Consider the following 24661-nt stretch of genomic DNA (forward strand, 5'->3'; position numbering starts at 1 on the left):
GCCCCTTTTCCGTCCTGGGGGGACACACCGCATGAGTCATGGGCGTCACGTCACCATGCTCACCGAAGGCACCTATCCACACGTCCACGGGGGCGTCAGCACCTGGTGCGACCAACTGGTCCGCGGCATGCCGGAGGTCGACTTCAACGTCATAGCCCTGACCGGCTCCGGACGCGAGCCGGTCACCTGGGAACTGCCCCGCAACGTCTACCGGCACACAGCCGTCCCGCTCTGGGGTCCGCCCCCCGGACGCGGCCGCCGGTCCACCCTGCGCGGCAGGGCCCACCGCCGCTTCACCCAGGTCTACGAGAGCTTCCTGCTCTCCCTGCTCGACCCGGCGGCCGACCCCGCCGACCGCACCTTCTCCGAGGCCCTGCGCGAACTGGCCGTCCTGGCCCGCGCCGGGAAACTCGCCCCGGCCCTGCGCTCCGAATCGGTTCTGCGCCTCCTGATGAACGTCTGGACCCGGCCCGGACTGTCCACCGCCGAGGCGGCACCCACCATCCACGACGCGCTCACCGCGACCGACCTGCTGGAACACGCGCTGCGCCCGCTCGCGGTGCGCATCCCGCCCGACAGCGTCGCGCACGCCGTCAGCAGCGGCCTCGCCACCCTTCCCGCCCTCGCCGCCAAACACCTCGACGGGGTGCCCTTCCTCCTCACCGAGCACGGCATCTACCTGCGCGAGCGCTACCTCGGCTACCGCACCGCCGAACAGCGCTGGCCCGTCAAGGCCCTCATGCTCGGCTTCTACCGCGAGCTCAACACCGAGGGCTACCGCCAGGCCGACCTGATCACCCCCTGCAACCAGTACAACCGCCGCTGGGAGGAGCGCGGAGGCGCCGACTCGACACGGATCCGCACCGTCTACAACGGCGTCGACCCGCACGCCTTCCCCGAGGCCGGCCCCGAACCGGACGTGCCCACCCTCAGCTGGTGCGGCCGCATCGACCCGATCAAGGACCTCGAAACCCTGATCCGGGCCTACGCCTTCATGCGCGAGGAACTGCCCGCCCTGCGACTGCGCCTCTTCGGTCCCGTCCCGGCCGGCTGCGAGGACTACAAGCTCCGCCTGGAGAAGCTCGCCGCAGAACTCGGCGTGACCGACGGGATCACCTACGAGGGCCGCATCGAGCAGGTGGCGCAGGCCTACGCGGCCGGCAGCGTCGTGATGCTGTCCTCCATCAGCGAGGGCTTCCCCTTCAGCATCATCGAAGCCATGTCCTGCGGCCGCACCACCGTCTCCACCGACGTCGGCGGGGTCCGCGAGGCCGTCGGCGACACCGGCCTCGTCGTCCCGCCGCGCGAGCCCGAGACCATGGCACGCGCCACCCTCGCCCTGCTCCGCGACGACGAACGCCGCGCCGAACTCGGCCGGATGTCCCGAAGGCGGGTCGTGGAGAAGTTCACCCTCCACCAGTCCGTGGACGGCTTCCGCCACATCTACCGGGAACTCGCCGGCCAGCCCGTCCTGCCCGTCCACGCGGGCGACGCCTGGACCCAGCGGCTCGCCGACCCCTGGTACCGCGAACTCGCGGCCGACGGGAGCCTGTGGTGAGCGGATCCCTCTGGCTCAAGCCGCCCGGACCCGGCTCAGGACCGGGCTCCGGCTCCGGCACGCTCCCGGCGATCCCCCGGCCGCGCACCGGGGACCCCGGGCCCGCCGCCGACCCGATGGACGAACTGGCCGAACGCCTCGACGTGTTCATCGCCTCCGCCGTCCACCCCGACGAGATCGCCGCCGTCCTCGAATCCGACGGCATGACGGACGAGTACATCCGGCTCACCTACGGCCGCGACGACTCCTTCGCCCTCGCCGAGGAGCTCTACGCCCGCGTGCCCCGCTCCTTCCCGGAGCCGGGGCCCGCCCCCGACCCCTGGCGGGTCTCCCTCGCCGCCTGCCTGCTGCGCGGGGTCATCTTCGCCCTGCCCGGCCTGGCCTACCTGCTGGGCGCGCCCCTCCTCGAAGGCCCCCAGGACCGGCTCGGCCTGCCGGCCGGGACGCTGACCCTGCTCGCCGGGGCGCTCATCGGCTGGGTCTGGGACCAGACCCTGTCCCACCGCGCCTACTCCTGGCTCGGCCTCGGCGACCGGGCCGCCGCCGGGCGGACCCTGCTCGTCGGCGCCCCCGTCGGAGCCCTGCTGGGCACCGCCGCGGCGCTGGCCGTGCCCGGCGGGCCGCCGTTCTCCTACGCCTTCGCCGCCGGACAGGCCCTCTACGTGGGGGCCGCCACCGTCCTGCTGGTCCTCGGCCGGGAGCGGCTGCTCCTCGCCGCCCTCGCCCCGATGGCCGTCGGCGCCCTGGCCGTGCTCGTCGTCGACCTGCCCGTGCCGGTCCGGGTGACCCTGCTCGTGGTGTCCCTGCTGGCCGCCTGCACCCTGGCCGTACGGGAACTGCCGCTGGCCGACGGGCTGCGGACCGCCGCACACCGGATCCGGAGCTGGGCGACCCGCCGGCCCGCCAGGGTCGGCCCCGTGCGCTGGCAGATGCTGCGCGGAGCCGAGGAGGAGTACACCCCCCGCGGACCCCGGCTCGGGGACTCGGTGCCGTTCGGCGTCTTCGGCCTCGGCACCGGCCTGCTCGTGCTCTACGCCGCCCTGGGCGAGGTACTCGCCGGAGGCCCCGCCGAAGCCGTCGCCGCACCCTCGGCGGTGGCCCTCACCCTCAGCATGGGACCCGCCGAGTGGCTGCTGCACCGCTTCCGCAGCGGCAGCCTCTCCGGGCTCCAGGGGGCCCGTTCGCCCCGGCAGTTCCGGGCCCGGATGCTCACCACCCTGACCCGCTGCCTGAGCATCTACCTGGCGGTGCTGCTGGCCCTCGGAGTGACCGGAACCCTGCTGTGGCCCGGCGCCCCCGGGCTCACCGGGGTCCGCGTCGCCACCCTGCTGCTGCTCGGGGCGGTGATGTGGAGCGGGCTGCTCCTGCAGTCCTTCGGAGCCGTCCGGCCCGCGGCCGTGGTCTGCGCCTCGGCCGCCGTCGCCCAGAGCCTGGCCCTGCTGACCGGGCTGGGCCAGCCCCGGGTCGTCCAGCTGGTCGTGGCGGGCACGGCCGCGGCGGCCCTGGCCACCCTGGTCTGCCTGCTCCTCGGCCGCGCGACCGCCCACCGATGACGCACGAGACGCACGAGACGTACGAAACGGACGAGAAGAAGGACCCCATGCTGCTGGTGCCCCTCTACGAGCATCCCGCCGACCGGCCCGACGCCTGGGAGCGGCTCATCCGCTGCGCGGACCGGCTGCACTCGGTGGTGCTCAACCCCGACAGCGGGCCCGGCGCCGCCCGCGACGAGCGGTTCGCCCTCGTCGCCGAGCGGCTCCGGGAGGCCGGAGTACCCGTACTGGGTTACGCCGACACCGACTACGGGCGGCGCCCGCACGCCGCGGTGGTGCAGGACCTGCTGCGCCACCGCGACTGGTACGCCACCGACGGGGCCTTCCTCGACCAGGCCTCCGCCGACCCCGAACTGCTCCCGCACTACCGGCGGCTCACGGTCGCCGCCCGGGCCGCGGGCGCCCACACCCTCGTCCTCAACCACGGGGCCCACCCGGATCCCGGCTACGTCGAACTCGCCGATCTGCTCGTCACCTTCGAAGGGCCCTGGGACGCCTACCGGGAGGCAGCCGCACCACCGCCCTGGACGGCCGACCACCCAGCCCAGCGGTTCTGCCACCTCGTCTACGCCGTCCCGCCCGGCGAACTCGCCGCCCGGCTCGCCGGGGAACTGGCCGCACAGCGCGGTGCGGGCGTGCACTGCGCCGTCCCCGGCAGCGGACCGCACCCGTGGGGGACCCTCCCGTACGCCCTGGAGGCGGCGGGATGAGGGCACCGCGGACGCTACGCCTCCTGCTGGTCCTGCCCCTCCTGCTGCTCGCCGCCTGCACGGCCGGACCGGACGACGAGGGCGACGACGAACCGCACCGCTGGCCGGAACTCGCCCCCGGACAACGCTGGCAGCCGCCGCCCGGCACCGGCTGGCAGTGGCAGCTCACCGGAAGGCTCGACACCTCGGTCAAGGCGCCCGTCTACGACGTCGACGGCTTCAACACCACCAAGGAGCAGGTGGCGGTCCTGAAGAAGGCCGGGCGCAAGACCATCTGCTACCTCTCCACCGGGGCCTGGGAGGACTTCCGGCCGGACGCAGAAGCCTTCCCGCAGGACCTGCTCGGCAAGGGCAACGGCTGGGAGGGGGAACGCTGGCTGGACGTCCGGCGGGTGGCGGAACTGGAACCGCTGATGGCCAAGCGGTTCGACATGTGCCGGGAAAAGGGCTTCGACGCGGTCGAGCCGGACAACATGGACGGCTACCAGAACACCTCCGGCTTCCCCCTCACCGCCGACGACCAGCTGCGCTACAACCGGCTGATCGCGAAGCTCGCCCACGACCGGGGCATGGCCGTCGGCCTGAAGAACGACCTCGACCAGATCCCTCAGCTCGTCGGGGACTTCGACTTCGCGGTCAACGAGCAGTGCGCGCAGTACGACGAGTGCGACCGCCTCGCCCCCTTCATCGAGGCGGGCAAGGCGGTCTTCCACGCGGAGTACGAACTGTCGACGTCCCGCTTCTGTGCGACGTCGCGTGCCGCGAAGCTCAGCTCGATCCAGAAGCGGTACGACCTCGACGCGTGGCGCAAAACCTGCCCATAGCCGTCTCAGCAACGCCGGCGAGGCTGGAAACGGCGCGGCCGAGGCTGAATGCGCCCGGCCGAGGCTGCGACGGCTGCGCCTAGGCCCACGGCAGGACGGCGTGGACGCGGTAGCCGCCGCCGAAGCGGGGGCCCGTGGAGCAGGAGCCGCCCAGGGCGGTGGCCCGTTCCCGCATGCCGAGGAGGCCGTGGCCTCCCCCCGGCTCGGTGTCGGCGGGCTCGGTGCCCCCGTCGTCCAGCACGGTCACCTCCACCGACGGGCCGACCCGGACCACGCTCACCTCGGCCCGGGCATCGGGCCCCGCGTGCTTGCGCACGTTGGTCAGCGCCTCCTGGATCACCCGGTACGCCGCCAGGTCCACCGCGGCCGGCAGCGGCCCCGTCCCGCAGTCCAGCTGGACGATCACCTCCACCGGCAGCCCGGCGTGGCGGAAGGTGTCCACCAGTTCGTCGAGGACGCCCAGCCCCGGCGCCGGCTCGGTCGGTGCCTCCGGGTCGCCGGACTGCCTCAGCAGGCCGACGGTCGCCCGCAGCTCGTTGAGCGCCGACCGGCTGGCGTCCCGTACGTGCGCCAGCGCCTCCTTGGCCTGGTCCGGCCGCTTGTCCATCACGTGCGCGGCCACCCCGGCCTGCACGTTGACGAGCGCGATGTGGTGGGCCACCACGTCGTGGAGGTCCCGGGCGATCCGCAGCCGTTCCTCCGCGACCCGCCGCCGCGCCTCCTCGTCCCGGGTGCGCTCCGCGCGCTCGGCCCGTTCCCGGATGGCGTCGACGAAGGCCCGCCGGCTGCGCACGGCGTCTCCGGCGGCCGCGGCCATGCCCGTCCAGGCGAAGATCCCGAGGTTCTCCTGCGCGTACCAGGGCAGCGGCCCGGCGAGCATCGCCACCCCGGTCAGGCCCGCCATGGTGAGCAGGCCGATCCGCCAGGTCGTGGGCCGGTCGGTGAGGGCCGCCACCGTGTACAGGGCGATCACCGTGCACATGGCGACGGGCGCCCGGGGCTCCCCGGTGGTCAGCTCCAGCAGCGAGAGCCCGCAGGTCACCCCGAGGACGGCGCGAGGCCGCCGGCGCCTGAACACCAGCGCGGCCGCGCCCAGGAGCATCAGGAGCAGGGAGAAGGGCTCTGGGGTGCGCGTCCCGAAGGTGGGCCCGTGGGGGCCGTGCGGATCGGCGAAGGAGCCGACGACCATGGCGACGAGCGCGCCGAACGCCAGCACGGCGTCGGTGGCCAGCGGATGGGCCCGCATCCACTGCCGGGTGGGGGCGAACCGCCCGAGGTCTGTCGTCACCCCGATACGGTACGGCCTGCCGGGGCGGACATCAGGGCGGAGGGCCATGCCCCAGCGGGACGCGGGACCGCACCGGACCCCACTGCGCCCGGACCACGCACACGGCCATGACGGCGACGAGGGCCGCCAGGTGCTCCTTGCCCGCGAGGTTGTTCTTGATCAGGACCTCGCCGATCATGACGAGGATCACCAGGGCCCCGGTCAGGTACGCCCGGTAGCGCCAGCAGACGTAGAGGGCGAGGCCGACCACCGCCGCCGAGGGCCCGGTGTCGTTGACGATGCGGTCGGACACCGGCAGGCCGAAGGGGTGCTCCGGCCCCAGCGCGAGGCCGATCCGCGCGTACGTGGTCCCGGCGAGGGTGGCGACGTAGCCGATCACCAGCGTGCGCCACCAGCCGATGCAGATCTCCGCGATGCCGAACACCAGCAGCATCTGCGCGAGCGCCCCCCACACCGGCAGGTCGAGGGCCGGGACGAACAACGACAGGGGAGTGCGCAGCAGGGCCAGCCAGAACGGGTCGGCGGCCTTGACCGACCCGAGGTTCTGCACCGGCTGGAACCCCCACGAGGTGTTCTGGACGATCTGGAAGACCGAGGTCAGGCAGACCGCGCCCAGGGTCATCGGGATCGCCCGCCACTTGTCGTGGACGAGCGCGTCCCGGACGGTCCAGAACATGGGCCCCCACTCGCGGCGGGCGAACCGCCGCAGTGAGGTGGTGTTCCGCGCTGTCAACGGCGGGTCTCCAGGTGTCTGCGGTGCAGCCACTTCGGAAGGCCGGGGGCCTCCAGGAAGCCCTCGGCCCGTCCGGCCGCGACACCGATCCGCAGCAGGTCCGAACTCTTCTCGAAGAGCATGAACCGCGGTTCCCAGATCGGCCGGTATTTGGCGTTGGCCCGGTAGAGGGACTCGATCTGCCACCAGCGGGAGAAGAAGCTCAGCAGCGAGCGCCACATCCGCAGCACCGGACCCGCTCCGAGCCTGGACCCGCGCTCGAAGACCGACCGGAACATCGCGAAGTTGAGCGAGACCTGGGTGACCCCGATCTCCTTGGAGCGTTCGAGGAGTTCGATGACCATGAACTCCATCAGGCCGTTCTCGGAGTCCCGGTCGCGGCGCATCAGGTCCAGCGACAGGCCCTTGGGCCCCCACGGCACGAAGGACAGCACGGCACGCAGGTCGCCGTTGCCGTCGGTGCACTCCAGCATCACGCACTGGCCGTCGGCGGGGTCGCCCAGCCGTCCCAGCGCCATGGAGAAGCCGCGTTCGGTCGCGCCGTCGCGCCAGTCGTCGGCGCGGCGCACCAGCTCGGCCATCTCCTCGGCCGGGACGTCGGCGTGGCGGCGGATGCGGACCGTGTACCCGGCCCGCTTGACGCGGTTGTAGGCCTGCCGGACGGTCCGCATGGCACGGCCCTCCAGGGTGAAGTCGGCGGTCTCGACGATCGCCTCGTCGCCGAGTTCGAGGGCGTCCAGGCCGTGCCGGGCGTAGATCTGCCCGGCCTCCTCGCTCGCCCCCATCACGGCCGGCACCCAGCCGTGCTCGCGGGCCTCGGCCAGCCACGGGTCGATGGCGCCGGGCCAGGCCTCCGGGTCGCCGATCGGGTCGCCGGAGGCGAGGGAGACCCCGCCGACGACGCGGTAGGTCACGGCGGCCTTGCCGGTGGGGGACCAGATGACGGACTTCTCGCGGCGCAGCGCGAAGTAGCCGAGCGAGTCGCGGTCGCCCTGCCGGGCCAGCAGCGCCCGCAGCCGCTCCTCGTCCTCCTCGCTGATCGGGTCGACGGCGCGGCGCGAGCGGAACGCGGCGAACAGCACGGCGAGCAGCAGCAGCATCGACATGACGTTGATGAAGACGTCCACCCAGCCGGGCGGGGTGATCGCCGCGGAGGCCCGGTCGTCGGGGGCCAGGGTGATCAGCCGCATCACGCCGTACTTCCAGCGTTCCGGGAAGGAGACGCCGGCGCTGTCCGGGGAGGTGTTGGCGGCGCCCACGAGCAGGGCGGCGACCAGCGAGGTGACGAGCAGGCCGACGGCGGCCACGGCGGCGGCGAACGCCGGGTTGGAGCGGTCGCCCTTGGCGTAGAACTCGCGGCGACCCAGCAGCAGGGCGCCCGTGAAGGCGGCGGTCAGGGCCAGGGAGACCCAGTTCTGCGGGTGCTCGCGGATCTCCTCGTACGCGAAGAGCGCGTAGGCGAGCAGCAGTGCGAGGAGGCCGCTCAGGACGAGGTTCAGGATCCAGGAGGCCCGCTTGCGGCGGCCGAGGGTGACGGCCAGCAGCAGTGTGAACAGGCCGGACGCGAAGCCCGCGGTGAGCATGTACGGGGTGTAGAAGTCCTCGATGTTGTGGCGCCGCAGGTCCTGCCCGAGGGAGACCCACACCGCGCTGAGGAAGTTGATGAAGGTGACGACGCGCAGGTACCAGACCGCGAAAGCGGCTCCGCGCTGTGAGCGGGCGCTCCCCCGACCGGTCTCCCGGCCGCCCCCCGCCGCCTTGCCGGCGGGGTCTGCGCCGGTCTCTTTCCTGCCGGATGACGGACCGGGCGCCGGTACGGCGGTGCGGTCGGTCTCTGCGCTGGTCAAACGGACCTCTCCCATAAAAAGCGATCATATGGGGCGTCGCTGTCCGTGATGGTGCGGTCGGGGCCCACGGCCTGGTCAGGACCGCGGACCCCGGCGACTCATTCCGTCGGCTCCTCCGCCGCCCGTTCAGGGAGCTCCGCCGCGAGCGCGGCGGCCGCCTGGACGAGGGGGAGAGCCAGCAATGCCCCGGTGCCTTCACCTACTGTGACGCCGTGATCGAGCACGGGGTTGAGTGCCATTCGGTCAAGTGCCTTCGCCTGACCCGGCTCGCCGCTCGCCTGACCCGCCAGCCACCAGTCAGGAGCCCGGAACGCGGCCCGCTGCGCGACCAGTCCGCACGCGGCCGAAACAACACCGTCGAGGATGACGGGCGTACGGCGCACCGCACACTGGAGCAGGAATCCGGTGATGGCGGCCACGTCCGCGCCGCCGACCGCCGCCAGCAGCGCGACCTGGTCGCCCAGGACCGGACGGGCCCGGCGCAGCGCGTCGCGGATCGCCGCACACTTGCGCATCCACGCCAGGTCGTCGATGGGCCGTCCGCCGCGGCCCGTGACCACCGACGAGTCCGTTCCGCACAGGGCGGCGACGAGGGTCGCGGCGACGGTCGTGCCGCCGACGCTCAGGTCGCCGAGGACGACCAGGTCGGTCCCGGAGTCGGCCTCCTCGTCGGCGATCCGCATGCCGAGGCGCAGCGCGGCCTGCGCCTCCTCGACCGTCAGCGCGTCCTCGGTGTCGATCCGGCCGCTGCCGCGCCGGACGCGGTGCGCCACCACGTCGTCGGGGAGCAGCCCGGGATCGCAGTCGAGCCCGGCGTCGACGACCCGTATGGTGGCGCCGAACCGGCCGGCCAGGACCGCGACGGGGCTGGAGCCGTCGAGCACGGAGCGCACCAGCTCGTGAGCGGTGGACGCGGCCCGGGCGGAGACCCCCTCGGCTGCGATCCCGTGGTCGGCGGCGAACAGCACCACGCGGGGCCGCTCGATGGCCCTGACCGGGACCTGCCCCTGCGCTGCCGCGAGCCACTCGGCGAGCTCGTCGAGCCGCCCCAGCGCGCCGGGCGGTACGGCGAGGCGCTCACGGCGTTCCTCGGCATCACGCCGGACGCCCCCGTCGGGACGCTCGATCAGATCGGAGAAGTCGTCGAGATTCAGCGTGCTCATCTGCCAGAGAGTACAGCCGGTGAAGCCCTCCCTCAGGCCTCACCGGGTCCGCCCGCACCGGGCCCCTCCCGGGCGCGTCGAGCCGGGCGAAGTCCGCGCCGGCGTCTACTCCTTCAGCACGCTCGCCTGCCCCGCGACGACGAGCAGGACGTGTTCGCACTCGCCCGCCACGCGCGCGTTCAGCCGGCCCAGCTCGTCACGGAAACGCCGGCCCGAGGCGGTCGCCGGGACGACGCCCGAGCCGACCTCGTTGCTCACCAGGACCACCTGGCGGCGGGTCGCGCGCACGGCCGCCACCAGATCGGCGGTCCGCTCACCCAGCTGCCGCCGCCCGTGCTCGGCCCACACCTCGTCGTCCCAGGCCCCGGCCCGGTCCATGGCGTCGGTCAGCCACAGCGCCAGACAGTCGATCAGCAGCGGCGGCCCGTCGGCGGCGAGCAGCGGCACCAGGTCGCACGTCTCCACCGTCCGCCAGGTCGCCGGCCGGCGCTCCCGGTGCAGACCGACCCGCCGCGCCCATTCCGCGTCCCCGTCCCGGGTGCCGCCGGTGGCGACGTAGACCACCTCGGGGAAGGACTCCAGCCGCCGCTCAGCCTCCACCGACTTGCCGGAGCGGGCCCCGCCCAGCACCAGCGTGCGGCGCGGCAGGTCCGGCAGCGCGTGGTACTCCCCGACGAGCACGGTGGTCCCGTCCGGCACCGCCCGCGCCCCCGAGGCCGCCAGCCGGCGCTCCAGTTCCCGGCCCGGCGGCACGTCGTGGTCGAGGTGGACGGCGATCACGTCCGTGGCCGGGCCGACGGCCCCGCCCGCCCGCAGCCGGGCCAGGGCCTCGGGCCGGCCCAGCACGTCGGCGAGCACCACGTCGTACGGGCGCTGCCCGCCCCGCCCGTCGGCCCCGGCCGGCGCCCCGCCGGGCGGCAGGTACAGCAGCCTGCTGCCGTCCGGGCCGGTCACCTCGTACCCGGTGCCCGGCGCGTCCATCGGTACCGCCCGCACCCGGTGCCCGGAGATCACCGACAGCTCCTGCCCGTCCGGCACCCGCCCGGCGGTCGGCAGGCCCGGCGGCAGCTCCACCGCGGGCCCGTCGTGCGGGTGGGTCAGCAGCACCTGCCGCACACCGGTCAGCGAATGCCCGGCCCGGGCGCCCGCCAGCACCGCGCCCGGGGTCAGGTCGAGCAGCAGCGCCCCGTCGACGAGGACCGCCGTGGCCGCGCGCGAGCGCGGACCGACGCAGACGGCGCAGGCCGCACAGGGACAGCCGGGGCGGGGCAGCCCCTCGGGGGTGCCGGTGCCGAGCAGAGTGAGTTCCACAGGATGATCCTCCCGCGTCGCGGAGACTGCTGCGCGCCCGGTTACTCTGCGGGCACACTCAAGGCGAGAAGCGTGTGAGCAGCGGACGAGCAACGGAGGCGGACATGGCGTGGACGTGGCGGTTCGAGACGGCCGACGGCGCGGAGACGAGCCCGTCGGTGGTACCCGAGGAGTTCACCACGCAGGGCGACGCGGAGTCGTGGATCGGCGAGTACTGGAAGGACCTGCTGGAAGGCGGTACCGAACAGGTGAAACTGTCCGACGACAGCGGCACCGAGCTCTACACGATGAGCCTGCGCTCCGCGCTGGAGGCCTGACCCCTCCGGGGTGCGGCACATCCGGGACGGCCCCCTCGGTCATGGACCGAGGGGGCCGTCCGGTGCGGTGCTCCGCTCAGCCCCGGACTCCGCAGAGGTGCAGCAGCGCGGCGACACCCCGGTAGGGGTCGGTGCGGCCCGCACGGTCCTCGGCGGCCAGCAGCCGCTCCAGCTCCTCGTCGGGCGGCAGGGTCTCGCCCGCCTCGGTGCCGTCGGTGAAGACGCGTACGCCGTACCAGGACTGCAGCGGCGCACCGATCCCCGACAGCGTCGCGGTCAGCCCGGCCAGCCGGTCGGCGCGTACGTCCAGGCCCAGCCGGTTCGTGTAGTCGGTGCTGTCGAAGGCGGCCAGCGCGCCCTTCCAGTCGCCGTCCAGCCCGGGCCGCATGGCGAGCGCGTCGCCGTTGCGCACCAGCAGGGACAGCAGTCCGCCGGGAGCCAGCATCCGGGCCAGCCCGGCGAGCATGGCGTCCGGCTCGGGCACGTACATCAGCACCCCGTGGCACAGCACCACGTCGAAGCTGCCGGGAAGGAAGTGGGCGCCGGTCTCGCGCCCGTCCCCCTCCAGCAGCTTGACCCGGTCACGGATCCCCGCGGGCTCCACGGCGAGCGCCTCACGGGCGACGGCCAGCATGCCCGGATCCTGCTCCAGACCCGTCACCATGTGCCCGGCACGGGCGAGGCGCAGCGCCTGGGTTCCCTGGCCCATGCCGACGTCGAGAACGCGCAGCCGCTGCCCCACGGGGAAGCGCTGCGCGATCTGCTCGTCGACCTGCCGGCCCACGAGCTCCTGACGGACCGCGTTGCGCAGTCCGCCCAGGCCCTCCAGCCAGAGCCTTGCCCCCTCGGCGAAGCCTTCCCCCGACGCGCCGGGCGTCCCTCCGCTCAGGGCCGTTCCCCGCGCTTGACCTGCGGCTTCGGCAGGCGCAGCCGGCGCATCTGCAGAGTGCGCATGAGGCCGTACGCGACGGCGCCGCGGCGCGGCTCGTTCGGGAAGCGCTGGTTGAGCGCCTTGCGCAGGCGGAACACCAGACCGATGGAGTCGAGGATGATCAGCGCGATCACACCGAGCCACAGCAGCAGCGCGATGTTCTGGATCGCGGGCTGCCGCACCATGCTGAGCACGAGGATGACGACGGCCAGCGGCAGGAACATCTCGGCGACCGAGAAGCGGGAGTCCACGAAGTCACGGACGTACCTGCGAACGGGACCCTTGTCCCGGGCCGGCAGGTAACGCTCGTCGCCGTTGGCCAGCGCCTCGCGCTGCTTGGCCATCTCCACACGGCGACGCTCACGGGCTCGCTTCGCGTCCTCCTTGCGGTTGCCGGTCGAGGCCACGACGGACTTGCGCTGCGACTGTGCCACGGCGCGCTTCGGCGTAGGGCGGCCCTTGGGGGCCTGCGGGTCACGGGGCTGCGAGAGGTCGGCGCTCACCTTGTCGGTGGCGGCGGCCTTCTCTTCCTTGGAGGAGCGGCTACCAAACACAAAACCCAAGCCTACGTGGTTGCGGGCACGGGCCCCACCCCGGCGGGGAACGATCCGGCAACGGCGGGCGTCCTTCCCTGTGCACGGTCCGTGCGGCGGCCACCCCTCCGCACGGTCGGGGACCCACCTACTCCTCACGCCTGATACGGGCGGGGCGTAGTCGTCCTGGAGGAGGAGCGCATCCGTCCTCGAACAGTGCGGTAATGGAGACAGGGCCCGTACTGTGGGTCCTGTCGGTGACCTGGAGCACAGTCCGTCTAGAAGGGGGCGCGCGAAGCCCATGAGCGGTGTCATGAAGCGTATGGGGATGATCTTCCGCGCGAAGGCGAACAAGGCCCTTGACCGGGCCGAGGACCCGCGCGAAACCCTCGACTACTCGTACCAGAAGCAGCTCGAACTGCTGCAGAAGGTACGCCGCGGGGTCGCCGACGTGGCGACCTCCCGCAAGCGCCTCGAACTGCAGCTGAACCAGCTGCAGGGCCAGTCCGCCAAGCTGGAGGACCAGGGCCGCAAGGCCCTCGCCCTGGGCCGCGAGGACCTGGCACGCGAGGCCCTGTCCCGGCGCGCCTCGCTCCAGCAGCAGGTGAGCGACCTGGAGGTGCAGCACCAGACCCTCCAGGGCGAGGAGGAGAAGCTGACGCTGGCCGCACAGCGGCTCCAGGCGAAGGTGGACGCCTTCCGCACGAAGAAGGAGACCATCAAGGCCACCTACACCGCGGCCCAGGCCCAGACCCGGATCGCGGAGTCCTTCTCCGGCATCTCCGAGGAGATGAGCGACGTCGGCCTGGCCATCCAGCGGGCCGAGGACAAGACCGCCCAGCTGCAGGCCCGCGCCGGCGCGATCGACGAGCTGCTGGCCTCCGGCGCGCTCGACGACCAGAGCGGCCTCGGCTCCAAGGACGACATCCAGGCCGAGCTGGACCGCCTGTCGGGCGGCACGGACGTCGAGCTGGAGCTCCAGCGGATGAAGGCGGAGCTGGCCGGCGGTCCGTCCGCGCAGCAGCAGGCCATCGAGGGCGGCGCCCAGGGCGACGCACAGCAGCCGCAGACCCAGCACCGCTTCGACAAGCAGTAGGACGGGGCCCGTCATGATCGTTCGCATCATGGGGGAAGGCCAGCTGGAGGTGGCCGACGGCCACTTCCCCGAGCTGAACAAGCTCGACGACGAGCTCCTCGCGGAGATGGAGTCGGGCGACGAGGCGGGCTTCCGGCGCACGCTGGGCGCACTCCTCGACGCCGTGCGTCGGCTGGGTACGCCGCTCCCGGACGACGCGCTGGAGCCGTCCGAGCTGATCCTGCCGGCGCCCGACGCGGGCCTCGACGAGGTCAGGGAGATGCTCAGCGACGACGGCCTGATCCCGGGCTGAGGACGAACCGGACGCACCGACACGACGGCGGGCCCTTCCCCGGGCAGGGGGAGGGCCCGCCGTCGCGTGTGCCCGGGCCGTGCCCCACGCCTCAGTTCCGTGCTTCGGTACCGCGACTCGGTACCGCGACTCGGTCCCGCGGCTCAGTCCCGCTGCTCGGGCGGCTGCTCCAGCGGCACCGGCGGCTTCTCCAGGGACACCGGCGGCTTTTCCGGGGACACCGGCCGCGGGTCCGGGGCCCCGCCGATGAACTCCTCGAACCTGCGCCGCCGCCGCGTCCATCGCCGGTCGTGGTGAAACGCCCGCAGCCCGGCCTTGGCCCGGGCGCGCGGCCGGTTCACGTAGAACCGCTTCGCGTACGGGGAGCCGGGCCGGGCCAGCCGGATCGCGCCGACCAGCGCCACGAAGGGGATGACGACACCGAAGAGCGCGGTGCGTGCCTTGCCCTTCCACAGGGCGATCAGGGCCAGACAGAAGTTGCCGGCCGCGTTCATCACGACCAGTCCGCGGCTCTGGCGCTCTTCGGGGGTCAGGTCGTTCACCCCGAAGGGCACGAACCCGCCCAGGACCAGGGCCACCACCGCGGCCGTCACGACCACGATCTCCACGCTCTTGCGGCCCTGCTCGCTCCAGTAGACGTCGTCGAGGTGCAGGATCAGCGCGAACTCGTCCAGGACCAGCCCCGCGCCCAGCCCGAAGATCACGGCCGAGAGGGCCGCGCCGAAGCTGTTGCGGGCGCTGCCGATCGCACCGAAGCCGCCGATGATCACGAGGATCACGCCCGGCACCACGTGGTGGATGTGCAGACCGCCCGGCGTGACGTTCTTGAAGGGGCCGCGGCCCGCCCGGATCATACGGGTGATCACACGGGTGACCAGGAACGACGTCACGAAGGACACCAGGGCGAGCAGCATGGGCAGCTTTCCTGGCTCGATGATGTTCCGATACCACCAGTGACCCATCCCACTGACTCCCTATTTGGAACGTAATGGGTAATTTACCGCCCGCTCCGAGCGGGTAGCGTTCGCGCCGATGACAGATTCGTTCGACGAACCGCCCCTCACGCCGCCCGCGGAACGCGCCTCGTTCCCCGACGGCGTGCGCTTCGCCTTCGGCACCCTCACCGTGCTGCCGGCCCGCATCACCCGCTGGGACCGCCCCGCGGCCCGCACCGGAATGGCCTGCGCCCCGCTCGCCGGACTGGCGGTCGGCGTACTCGCGGCCGTCCCCGGCGTACTGCTCCTGCTGCTCGGCGCGGCGCCCCTGCTCGCGGCGGCCGTCACCGTCGCCGTACCGGCCGCCCTGACCCGCGGCCTCCACCTCGACGGACTGGCCGACACCGCCGACGGGCTGGGCAGCGCCAAACCGGCCGACGAGGCGCTGCGCATCATGAAGAAGTCCGACATCGGACCCTTCGGCGTGATCGCCCTGGTGATCGTCATGCTCGTCCAGACGGCCGCCCTCTGCGAGGTCTACGCCGACAGCTGGATCCGCGGCGCCCTCGCCGCCGTCACCGCCGCCGTCACGGCCCGCCTCGCCATGACCCTGGCCTCCCGCGAAGGCGTCCCGCCCGCCCGCCCCGAGGGACTCGGCGCCGCGGTCGCCGGGGTCGTCCCGCGCGCCGCGGCCGTCGCCGTCGCCGTCCTCGTCACCGCCGCGGCCGCGGCCGCCGCCCTCCCGGCGGGCCCGCCCGCCGCGGCCCGGTCCGCGGCGGCGGTCCTCGTGGCCCTGCTCGCCGCGGAACTGCTGCTCCGCCGCTGCGTACGCCGCTTCGACGGGGTCACCGGCGACGTGTTCGGCGCCCTCGCCGAGGTGGCCGCGACCACCGCCCTCATCGTCCTCGCCCTGGGCTGAGACCTGTCCTGCACGACGGGACCTCCCGGGCCCACGCGTACCCTCACCCCGTGGACCACACTCCGACGGACCTGCCCTCCGCGACGCCCGCCGAGCCGGGCGCGCCCATCAAGGTGCTGCTCGCCGACGACCAGGCCCTGCTGCGCAGCGCCTTCCGGGTGCTCGTCGACTCCGAGCCCGACATGGAGGTCGTGGGGGAGGCCTCCGACGGGGCGCAGGCCTTCGCCGTCGCCCGGCAGGAGCGGCCCGACGTCGTGCTGATGGACATCCGGATGCCCGGCACCGACGGGCTCGCCGCCACCCGGATGATCAGCGCCGACCCGGAACTCGCCGCCGTGCGCGTGGTGATGCTGACCACCTTCGAGGTCGACGAGTACGTGGTCTCGGCCCTGCGGGCGGGCGCCTCCGGCTTCCTCGGCAAGGGCGCCGAGCCCGAGGAGCTGCTCAACGCCATCCGCGTCGCCGCGGCCGGTGAGGCGCTGCTCTCCCCGGCCGCCACCAAGGGGCTCATCGCCACCTTCCTGGCCCAGGGCGGCGGCGCCGACCCGGCCGCCGCCGGCGCCTCGGCCGGGAGCCACGCGGAGCGGCTCGCCGCGCTGACGGTCCGGGAGCGCGAGGTCCTCGTACACGTCGCCGCCGGGCTGTCCAACGACGGCATCGCCGTCCGGCTGGAGGTCAGCCCCCTCACCGTCAAGACGCACGTGAACCGGGCCATGGCCAAGCTCGGCGCCCGCGACAGGGCGCAATTGGTGGTCATCGCCTACGAATCGGGACTCGTCCGGCCCCGCGTGGAGTAGGAGCGGAGTAGTGCGGCGTACTACAGACGCGGTATGCCGCACATAAGGACGGCACCTGCGAGCGACGAAACGTCCCCGCCCGATGGGACAGGGTGGGAGTGCCCTCGCGTTCGTCACTGCAGAGAGATCCCATACCCATGTCGTGGCTGTCCCGCTTCAGCCTTGCCCAAAGGGCGTTGGTCGGCCTCGTGTCGATCGTCGCGCTCCTCTTCGGCGCCATAGCCATCCCGCAGCTCAAGCAGCAGCTGCTGCCCTCCATCGAACTCCCGATGGTGTCCGTGCTCGCGCCGTACCAGGGCGCCTCGCCCGACGTGGTGGAGAAGCAGGTCGTCGAACCCATCGAGTCCATGCTCAAGGGCGTCGACGGCATCACCGGCATCACCTCCACCGCCAGCGAGGGCAACGCCCTCATCATGGCCACCTTCGACTACGGCGACAGCGGCACCAAGCAGCTCGTCGCCGACGTCCAGCAGGCCGTCAACCGGGCCCGCGTCCGGCTGCCCGCCGACGTGGACCCGCAGGTGGTGGCCGGCTCCACCGACGACATCCCGACGGTCATCCTGGCCGTAACCTCCGACAAGGACCAGCAGGCGCTCGCCGACCAGCTGGAGAAGTCCGTCGTGCCCGTCCTGTCGGACATCGAGGGCGTCGGTCAGGTCAGCGTCGACGGCGTCCAGGACCTCCAGGTCACCGTCACCCCCGACGACGCCAAGCTCGCCGCCGCCGGCCTCGACGGCGCGGCCCTCGCGCAGGGCCTCCAGGCGGGCGGCGCCGCCGTCCCCGCCGGCTCCTTCGACGAGGCGGGCAAGAACCGCACCGTCCGCGTGGGCAACGGCTTCACCTCCCTCGCCCAGGTCGAGGACCTGCGGCTGAGCCCCGGCCCGGGCAAGCCCGCGGTCCGCCTCGGCGACGTCGCCGTCGTCAAGCAGGAGCCGGCCAAGGCCGTCTCCATCACCCGCACCAACGGCAAGCCCAGCCTCGCCCTCGTCCTCACCATGGACAAGGACGGCAGCGCCGTCGCCATCTCCGACGCCGTCAAGGACAAGCTGCCCGGGCTGCGCTCCACGCTCGGCGCCGGCGCCGACCTGACCGTCGTCAGCGACCAGGGCCCGGCGGTGGCCAAGTCCATCTCCAGCCTCACCACCGAGGGCATGCTCGGCCTGCTCTTCGCGGTGATCGTGATCCTGGTCTTCCTGGCCTCGCTGCGCTCGACGCTGGTCACCGCGGTGTCCATCCCGCTGTCCGTGGTCCTCGCGCTCATCGTGCTGTGGACCCGCGACCTGTCGCTCAACATGCTGACCCTGGGCGCGCTGACCATCGCCATCGGCCGGGTCGTCGACGACTCGATCGTGGTCCTTGAGAACATCAAGCGCCACCTCGGCTACGGCGAGGAGCGCGAGGCCGCGATCATCACCGCGGTCAAGGAGGTCGCCGGCGCGGTCACCTCCTCCACGCTCACCACCGTGGCCGTGTTCCTGCCCATCGGCCTCACCGGCGGCATGATCGGCGAGCTCTTCGGGTCCTTCTCGCTCACCGTCACCGCGGCCCTGCTGGCCTCGCTGCTCGTCTCCCTGACGGTCGTTCCGGTCCTGTCGTTCTGGTTCCTCAGCGCGCCCAAGGGCATCGTCGCCGGGGACGCCGAGAGCGTCGCGAAGGTCCGGCGCGAGGCCGAGGAGAAGGAGTCGCGCGGCCGCCTCCAGCGGTTCTACGTCCGCGTCCTGGGCTTCGCCACCCGGCGCCGCCTGACCAGCGTGGCCATCGCCGTGGTCGTCCTCCTGGGCACCTTCGGCATGACCCCCATGCTGAAGACCAACTTCTTCGACCAGGGCGAGCAGGACCTCCTGACGGTCAAGCAGGAACTCGCCCCGGGCACCTCGCTGGCCGCCGCCGACGAGGCGAGCCGCAAGATCGAGAAGGTGCTGGGCTCGGTCGACGGCGTCAAGAGCTACCAGGTCACCGTCGGTTCCTCCGGCTTCCTCGCGGCCTTCGGCGGCGGCACCGGCTCCAACCAGGCCTCCTACCAGGTCACGCTCAAGGACGCCGGCGACGGCGAGGCCGTGAAGAAGCGGATCGAGGACCGGCTGGCCGCCCTCGACGGCATCGGCGAGACCCGCATCGCGGCGGGCGACGCCTTCGGCAGCCAGAACCTCAGCGTGGTCGTCAAGGCCGGCGACGGCGAGGTCCTCGCCAAGGCCGCCGAGCAGGTCCGCGCCGAGGTCGCCAAGCTCGACAACGTCACCGATGTGCAGAGCGACCTGTCCCAGTCCGTGCCCCGGATCTCGGTGACCGCCACCCCCAAGACGGCGGAGGCGGGCCTGAACCAGGCCGCGCTCGGCGCGATCGTCGCCCAGGCCGTACGGGGCAACCCGGCGGGCAAGGCCGTACTGGACGACACCGAGCGGGACATCGTCATCAAGTCCGCGCAGCCGGCCACCACCCTGGCCGAACTGCAGGCGCTCCCGGTCGGCCCGGTCAAGCTCGGCGACATCGCCGAGGTCAAGGAGGTCCCCGGCCCGGTCGCGATGACCCGGATCGACGGCGCCCGCGCCGCGACCGTCACCGCGCGCCCGCAGGGCGACAACACGGGCGCGGTCAGCGCCGAGCTCCAGACGAAGCTCAAGGCCCTGGACCTGCCCGAGGGCGCCACCGCCTCCATCGGCGGCGTCTCCGAGGACCAGGACGAGGCGTTCGGCTCGCTGGGCCTGGCCATGCTCGCGGCCATCGCGATCGTGTTCATGCTGCTGGTGGCGACCTTCCGCTCGCTGGTCCAGCCGCTGATCCTGCTGGTCTCCATCCCGTTCGCGGCGACCGGCGCACTCGGCCTGCTCCTCGTCACCGGCACCCCGATGGGCGTCCCGGCGATGATCGGCATGCTGATGCTCATCGGCATCGTCGTGACCAACGCGATCGTCCTCATCGACCTGGTCAACCAGTACCGCGCCCAGGGCCTCGGCGTCGTCGAGGCGGTCGTCGAGGGAGGCCGGCACCGTCTGCGGCCGATCCTCATGACGGCCCTGGCCACGATCTTCGCGCTGCTGCCGATGGCGCTGGGCGTCACCGGCGAGGGCGGCTTCATCTCGCAGCCGCTCGCGGTCGTGGTGATCGGCGGCCTGGTCAGCTCGACCCTGCTGACGCTGCTCCTGGTGCCGACCCTCTACACGATGGTGGAGCTCCGCAAGGAACGCCGCCGCGCCAAGCGCTCCGCGAAGCGCGAGGCCCGCCTGACGGTGGTCCCGGCCGCTCCGTCCGCGACCGAGGAGAACGACGAGCCCGCCAAGGTCTGACCGGACCTGCCGCAGAGGCCCCGGACGCCGCCGCGAGCGGTGTCCGGGGCCTCACCCGTACCAGTGGTAGCAGCCGCCTTCACGGTGTCCCGGAACGTCCGTGCGCAATTCGTACCAGCCGTCGTTCTTCAACAGGGTCGTGATGTGCTCCTGCAGGAGCACAAGGCAGAAGGGACGCTTGATGGGTGCGCTCGTGCTCGCCCGTTCGACGGTCAGGGTCCCGTCGAAACGGCCGGGCCGGATGTCCCAGCTGCCGGAGGTGAACTGCATGACAGGCTGCTTGACGTCGGATTTCGTCACGACGAACGGTGTCGGGTCCGAGGCGAACTCCCACCAGATGCTCGTCTTGTCCAAGGCCTTTGCATCGCGGTTCACCCACCACTTCACGTTCTGTTGCCAGAAGAACTCCGGCTCGGGGCCCCCGGCCTCCGGCCGCAGGCGCAGCCGGACGTGGGTGACCATCTCCACGTCCTCCGTGTCGAACCGCGTGGACACACTCGGCTGGATGAAGACGGAGGTCTGGTCACCGGACCGGATCATCTTGAGGGACAGCGGAAGGGTGACCACGGTCTGCGGATCTTCCTGCGTCTCCGCGAAGTTGTAGGCCGAGAACGCCAGGGCGGCCATCGAGGCGATGCTCGCGACCCAGGTGTGTCCCGTGCGGAAGCGCTGCCCTGCCGGATCGCCCATGGTTCCCAGGATGCGCCGGACAGTCACCGCCCGCCCCTGTGCCTGGGCCGCCTGGAGGATCGGCAAAGGGGGCGCCGACAAGTGTCGGGCGCCCCCTTCTCGATGTACGACAACCGCTACGGGAGGGCGAGCATGCGCTCCAGGGCGAGCTTCGCGAAGCTCTCCGTCTCCTTGTCGACCTGGATCTGGTTGACGAGGGTGCCCTCGGCCAGGGACTCCAGCGTCCACACCAGGTGCGGGAGGTCGATGCGGTTCATCGTCGAGCAGAAGCAGACCGTCTTGTCGAGGAAGACGACTTCCTTGTCCTCGGCGGCGTATCGGTTCGCCAGGCGGCGGACCAGGTTCAGCTCGGTGCCGATGGCCCACTTGGAGCCGGCCGGGGCCGCCTCCAGCGCCTTGATGATGTACTCCGTCGAGCCGACGTAGTCCGCGGCCGCCACGACCTCGTGCTTGCACTCGGGGTGGACCAGGACGTTCACGCCGGGGATGCGGGCGCGGACGTCGTTGACCGAGTCGACCGAGAACCGGCCGTGGACCGAGCAGTGGCCGCGCCACAGGATCATCTTGGCGTCGCGCAGCTGCTCGGCGGTCAGGCCGCCGTTCGGCTTGTGCGGGTTGTAGAGCACGCAGTCGTCCAGGGACATGCCCATGTCGCGGACGGCCGTGTTGCGGCCCAGGTGCTGGTCCGGGAGGAAGAGCACCTTCTCGCCCTGCTCGAACGCCCACTCCAGGGCCTTCTTCGCGTTGGACGAGGTACAGATCGTGCCGCCGTGCTTGCCCGTGAAGGCCTTGATGTCGGCGGAGGAGTTCATGTACGAGACGGGGACCGTCGAGCCGGCGACGCCCGCCTCGGTCAGCACGTCCCAGCACTCCGCGACCTGCTCGGCGGTGGCCATGTCGGCCATCGAGCAGCCGGCGGCCAGGTCCGGCAGGACCACCTTCTGGTCGTCCGAGGTCAGGATGTCCGCGGACTCGGCCATGAAGTGGACGCCGCAGAAGACGATGTACTCGGCCTCCGGCTTGGCGGCCGCGTCCTTGGCCAGCTTGAAGGAGTCACCGGTGACGTCGGCGAACTCGATGACCTCGTCACGCTGGTAGTGGTGGCCGAGGATGAAGACCTTGTCCCCGAGCTTCTCCTTGGCCGCGCGTGCGCGCTCCACGAGGTCCGGGTCGGACGGCGAGGGCAGGTCGCCGGGGCACTCCACCCCGCGCTCGCTCTTGGGGTCGGCCTCACGGCCGAGCAGCAGCAGGGCAAGGGGCGTCGGCTGGACGTCCAACGGCTGGGCGGTGGTCACGACACGCACCCTTTCTGTTCTGCGACGAGGGATTTCAGGATCATCGCTTCGACACTTCTCGTCTACTTGACGCTATCTATCATAACCGCTTCACGTCAGTTTGACGATGCCGATAGTGTCAATGTGACGCATCAGCCCTCGATTCGCCGGGCCCGCCCCCGCGCGCGGTGTGCGAGCATGAATATCTGAAACAAGCGTCGGGTCCCGGAATGAATCCGCGGTCCCGCTCGTTGCCACCGACGGCAAGAGTCCGACGTTTCCCCGCCCCCGGCGGGGAGCCGCCCACTTCGGGAGTGAATGCAGATGTCCGTACAGGACGACAAGACCACTGTGAGCGACGGCATCCTCCTGTCCGACGCCGCCGCCGAGAAGGTCAGGACCCTGCTGGAGCAGGAAGGCCGCGATGACCTGGCGCTCCGCGTCGCAGTCCAGCCCGGCGGCTGCTCCGGCCTGCGCTACCAGCTCTTCTTCGACGAGCGCTCCCTCGACGGCGACGTCGTGAAGGACTTCGACGGTGTGAAGGTCGTCACGGACCGCATGAGCGCCCCGTACCTGGGTGGCGCCTCCATCGACTTCGTCGACACCATCGAGAAGCAGGGCTTCACGATCGACAACCCGAACGCCACGGGCTCCTGCGCCTGCGGCGACTCGTTCAGCTAAGCCTGAACCGCACGCACGACGAGGGCCCGTCCCCGGTCGCATCCGACCGGGGACGGGCCCTCGCCCGTGCCCAGGAGGCCGCCGCTACTGCTTGGGGAGCGGCTTGCCCGTCGTGGCGTCCAGCACCTTCCGGTCGCCGAGCGGCTCCTTCAAGGTCACCGACAGGGACTTCTCCTCCGCCAGCATGATGCAGGCCTGACCCGGCTTGTTCGGCGTGTCCGTGATCTTCACCATGACCGACTCCGCCTGCTCCCGCGCCTCCACGGCGTAGGTGCTGCACGCGCTGCCCCAGAAGTTCACCGTCAGCTTCCGGTCCTCCTCCTTGTACGAGAACCCGGGCACCGTACGGCCGTCCTTCGGGCCCGGCGTGCCCTGCTGCGCGGACGCCGGCTCACTCACCGTGTGGCCGGGCGCGCCGCCCTGGCCCGCCACCTCGAACAGCCAGGCCGGGACCAGGCCCCGCGAGCCCTCGACCGTCCCCGGAGCCAGCCCGAGCACCGCGCCCTTGACCGTCTCCGTCCGCGGCGGCTTCATGGGCCGCGGCTCCGGATTGCACGGCACCGTGTCCGTGGCACCCCCCGCGGGGTCCGCCCCCAGCGGCACCGCGCTCGCGCAGCCGCTGGGCTCCGGGTTGCCGCCCCCGCCGCCCGACCTCGCGTTCAGCCGGGCCAGCGCCTCCACGGCCCCGACCACCGGCTGGTCGGCCGCCCGTACCGGCGCCTTCAGCTCGCCGTTGCCGCCGACCACCGAGCCGTCCGCGCCCACGCTCACCTTGGTGGACCAGCCCTGCGTGGGCAGCCCGCCGACCACCGGGTCCGCGCTCACGACCCGCACCGCGCCCTGGGTGAGCCGGGCGTCCAGCTTGGCCCCGTCCTGCCCGAGGGCCTTCAGCACCGGGGCCGCGGCGGCCCCGGCCGCCTCCTCGGAGACCGGCTTGCCGCTCCCGCCCGTACCGCCCGCGTCCCGCGGGAGGGTGGCCGGGCCGCAGGTGTCCTTGCCGCGCACGCAGTCGTCCCCGGCGCCGTTGCCCGCGCCGTCGCCGCCCGCCTGGAAGCGGTTGAAGTTCCAGGTGCCCGGAGCCGTACGCGCCACTGTGAGCCGCGGCCCGGAACCGTCGGCGGCCTCCCCGGCCAGCCAGACGTCCCCCTCCAGCCGCGGCGCGCCCGAGATGCCCAGGGCCGCCGCGAGCCGGGCCACGTCGGCCTCCGCGACCTCACCGGACACCCTGTAGGCGGGCGCCGACGCCGGTGCCTCGGGCAGCTTCACGTCGGCCCGGTAGACCACGCCCGCGCCGGACGGATCCGGCTCCCCGGGTGCGATGCCCGGGCCCGAGGGGTCTCCCGCGTCACGGGGCGCGGAGGCGCTGTCACCCGTACGGCGGGCCGTACCGCCGTCGCCCTGGGCCGCGGACGCCCAGTAGGCGGTACCGCCGCCCACGAGCAGGACGGCGGCCGCGATCGAGCCGACGACCCAGGCGGGCCGCCGTCGTGTGCCGCTTGTCGTACCGGGTTCTTCGCTGGTCACCGCATCGCTCCTTCACTGGTCCCGCAGTGTCTGATGCGGGTGTGACGGAACAGGCGCCCAACCGGTTCCCCGCGGGTCCCCCGAAGGGTCCCTACTGGTCCCCGTACGCGGCGGTGGAGGCGATCAGCCGGGCCGAGGCGGCCGGCACCCGGACCCCGTGGATCTGCGAGGGCGCCACCCGGACCGGCCGGGGACCCTCCTCGACGCCCCAGTGCGGGGCCATCCGGGCGCAGTCCCCGAGCAGCCGGGCGAAGCCGGCCCGTCCCGGGGCTTCCGCTGCGCGCCTCTCAGCGGTGTACTCGCAGTAGCCGTAACCGTCGGTATAGGTCATGGAGGCACCGTAGGCATCGGAGCTCTCGCGAAGAAAGACCTACTAAGGGGTAGTTTCTGGGGTTCGGCCA

23 protein-coding genes are annotated in these 24661 nt (G+C 72.5%); 11 read left to right on the forward strand and 12 right to left on the reverse strand.

Translation table 11 applies throughout. The features are described 5' to 3' along the window. Positions 1-31 precede the first annotated feature (31 nt). Genes pelF through IG86_RS0124405 form a run of 4 tightly spaced genes read left to right on the forward strand, consistent with a single transcriptional unit; the run spans position 32 to position 4645 of the window. The gene (gene pelF / locus IG86_RS0124390; protein WP_030828685.1) at positions 32-1558 is read left to right on the forward strand and encodes a GT4 family glycosyltransferase PelF; all 1527 of its coding nucleotides are present in this window, start codon (positions 32-34) and stop codon (positions 1556-1558) included. Next, positions 1555-3111: a hypothetical protein gene (locus IG86_RS0124395; RefSeq protein ID WP_030828687.1), complete on the forward strand. Its 1557-nt coding sequence runs from the start codon at positions 1555-1557 to the stop codon at positions 3109-3111. The genes pelF and IG86_RS0124395 overlap by 4 nt, the downstream gene beginning before the upstream one ends. Then, the gene (locus tag IG86_RS0124400; RefSeq protein WP_234351280.1) at positions 3108-3821 is read left to right on the forward strand and encodes a spherulation-specific family 4 protein; all 714 of its coding nucleotides are present in this window, start codon (positions 3108-3110) and stop codon (positions 3819-3821) included. The genes IG86_RS0124395 and IG86_RS0124400 overlap by 4 nt, the downstream gene beginning before the upstream one ends. Further along, positions 3818-4645, forward strand: a complete 828-nt coding sequence (locus tag IG86_RS0124405; RefSeq protein ID WP_030899622.1) for an endo alpha-1,4 polygalactosaminidase — start codon at positions 3818-3820, stop codon at positions 4643-4645. The genes IG86_RS0124400 and IG86_RS0124405 overlap by 4 nt, the downstream gene beginning before the upstream one ends. A gap of 79 nt (positions 4646-4724) precedes the next feature. Here the strand turns inward: IG86_RS0124405 and IG86_RS0124410 are convergent, their stop codons facing one another. The 5 genes from IG86_RS0124410 to IG86_RS0124430 all read right to left on the reverse strand — a co-directional run bounded on the left by IG86_RS0124410 (position 4725) and on the right by IG86_RS0124430 (position 10987). Next, the gene (locus IG86_RS0124410) at positions 4725-5891 is read right to left on the reverse strand and encodes a sensor histidine kinase (protein ID WP_030899624.1); all 1167 of its coding nucleotides are present in this window, start codon (positions 5889-5891) and stop codon (positions 4725-4727) included. A gap of 73 nt (positions 5892-5964) precedes the next feature. Then, positions 5965-6609, reverse strand: a complete 645-nt coding sequence (locus IG86_RS43975; RefSeq protein WP_051785386.1) for a hypothetical protein — start codon at positions 6607-6609, stop codon at positions 5965-5967. Positions 6610-6662: 53 nt separating this feature from the next. Further along, entirely contained in the window at positions 6663-8528 is a 1866-nt protein-coding gene (locus IG86_RS0124420) for a phosphatidylglycerol lysyltransferase domain-containing protein (protein ID WP_030828703.1), read from the reverse strand. Positions 8529-8611: 83 nt separating this feature from the next. Further along, positions 8612-9667: a nicotinate-nucleotide--dimethylbenzimidazole phosphoribosyltransferase gene (gene cobT, locus IG86_RS0124425; protein WP_173429234.1), complete on the reverse strand. Its 1056-nt coding sequence runs from the start codon at positions 9665-9667 to the stop codon at positions 8612-8614. A gap of 114 nt (positions 9668-9781) precedes the next feature. Further along, entirely contained in the window at positions 9782-10987 is a 1206-nt protein-coding gene (locus IG86_RS0124430) for a bifunctional adenosylcobinamide kinase/adenosylcobinamide-phosphate guanylyltransferase (RefSeq protein WP_030899628.1), read from the reverse strand. Between the two features lie 104 nt (positions 10988-11091). On the opposite strand from IG86_RS0124430, the gene IG86_RS0124435 reads away from it, so the two are divergent. Continuing rightward, on the forward strand, positions 11092-11304 hold the full coding sequence (locus tag IG86_RS0124435) for a hypothetical protein (RefSeq protein WP_030654877.1): 213 nt from the start codon (positions 11092-11094) through the stop codon (positions 11302-11304). Positions 11305-11380: 76 nt separating this feature from the next. Here the strand turns inward: IG86_RS0124435 and IG86_RS0124440 are convergent, their stop codons facing one another. Next, a complete protein-coding gene (locus tag IG86_RS0124440) occupies positions 11381-12133 on the reverse strand; it encodes a class I SAM-dependent methyltransferase (protein WP_078848262.1) in 753 nt (250 codons plus the stop codon). 56 nt (positions 12134-12189) lie between these two features. Continuing rightward, positions 12190-12789 carry a DUF3043 domain-containing protein gene (locus IG86_RS0124445; protein WP_030654882.1) on the reverse strand — a complete coding sequence of 200 codons (600 nt, stop codon included), beginning with the start codon at positions 12787-12789 and terminating at the stop codon, positions 12190-12192. A gap of 280 nt (positions 12790-13069) precedes the next feature. Between IG86_RS0124445 and IG86_RS0124450 the strand changes: the two genes are divergently transcribed. Then, positions 13070-13864 carry a PspA/IM30 family protein gene (locus tag IG86_RS0124450; protein ID WP_078906019.1) on the forward strand — a complete coding sequence of 265 codons (795 nt, stop codon included), beginning with the start codon at positions 13070-13072 and terminating at the stop codon, positions 13862-13864. A gap of 13 nt (positions 13865-13877) precedes the next feature. Further along, on the forward strand, positions 13878-14156 hold the full coding sequence (gene pspAA, locus IG86_RS0124455) for a PspA-associated protein PspAA (protein WP_030828714.1): 279 nt from the start codon (positions 13878-13880) through the stop codon (positions 14154-14156). Between the two features lie 143 nt (positions 14157-14299). On the opposite strand, the gene IG86_RS0124460 is transcribed toward pspAA, so the two are convergent. Beyond that, positions 14300-15118, reverse strand: a complete 819-nt coding sequence (locus IG86_RS0124460; RefSeq protein ID WP_045936640.1) for a hypothetical protein — start codon at positions 15116-15118, stop codon at positions 14300-14302. Positions 15119-15188: 70 nt separating this feature from the next. Here IG86_RS0124460 and cobS point away from each other — a divergent pair, with 70 nt between their 5' ends. From cobS to IG86_RS0124475, 3 genes are all read left to right on the forward strand, one after another. Continuing rightward, on the forward strand, positions 15189-16010 hold the full coding sequence (gene cobS, locus IG86_RS0124465; protein ID WP_030899633.1) for an adenosylcobinamide-GDP ribazoletransferase: 822 nt from the start codon (positions 15189-15191) through the stop codon (positions 16008-16010). A gap of 50 nt (positions 16011-16060) precedes the next feature. Further along, positions 16061-16807 carry a response regulator gene (locus IG86_RS0124470; protein WP_234316070.1) on the forward strand — a complete coding sequence of 249 codons (747 nt, stop codon included), beginning with the start codon at positions 16061-16063 and terminating at the stop codon, positions 16805-16807. 137 nt (positions 16808-16944) lie between these two features. Next, positions 16945-20091 (forward strand): efflux RND transporter permease subunit, encoded by a 3147-nt coding sequence (locus IG86_RS0124475; protein ID WP_030828728.1) that lies wholly within the window; start codon positions 16945-16947, stop codon positions 20089-20091. Positions 20092-20142: 51 nt separating this feature from the next. Here IG86_RS0124475 and IG86_RS0124480 read toward each other — a convergent pair whose 3' ends face one another. Next, a complete protein-coding gene (locus IG86_RS0124480; protein WP_157854878.1) occupies positions 20143-20781 on the reverse strand; it encodes a hypothetical protein in 639 nt (212 codons plus the stop codon). A 116-nt stretch (positions 20782-20897) separates the two neighbouring features. After that, positions 20898-22085, reverse strand: a complete 1188-nt coding sequence (gene nadA, locus IG86_RS0124485) for a quinolinate synthase NadA (protein ID WP_030899639.1) — start codon at positions 22083-22085, stop codon at positions 20898-20900. A gap of 294 nt (positions 22086-22379) precedes the next feature. Here nadA and IG86_RS0124490 point away from each other — a divergent pair, with 294 nt between their 5' ends. Further along, positions 22380-22736, forward strand: a complete 357-nt coding sequence (locus IG86_RS0124490; protein WP_030029080.1) for a HesB/IscA family protein — start codon at positions 22380-22382, stop codon at positions 22734-22736. An 84-nt stretch (positions 22737-22820) separates the two neighbouring features. On the opposite strand, the gene IG86_RS0124495 is transcribed toward IG86_RS0124490, so the two are convergent. Further along, entirely contained in the window at positions 22821-24260 is a 1440-nt protein-coding gene (locus IG86_RS0124495) for a hypothetical protein (RefSeq protein WP_030899642.1), read from the reverse strand. A gap of 91 nt (positions 24261-24351) precedes the next feature. After that, complete coding sequence (locus tag IG86_RS0124500) at positions 24352-24591, reverse strand: hypothetical protein (protein WP_030654907.1); 240 nt, start codon at positions 24589-24591, stop codon at positions 24352-24354. Positions 24592-24661 lie beyond the last annotated feature (70 nt).

The organism is Streptomyces virginiae, from assembly GCF_000720455.1.
Classification (GTDB): Bacteria; Actinomycetota; Actinomycetes; order Streptomycetales; family Streptomycetaceae; genus Streptomyces; species Streptomyces virginiae.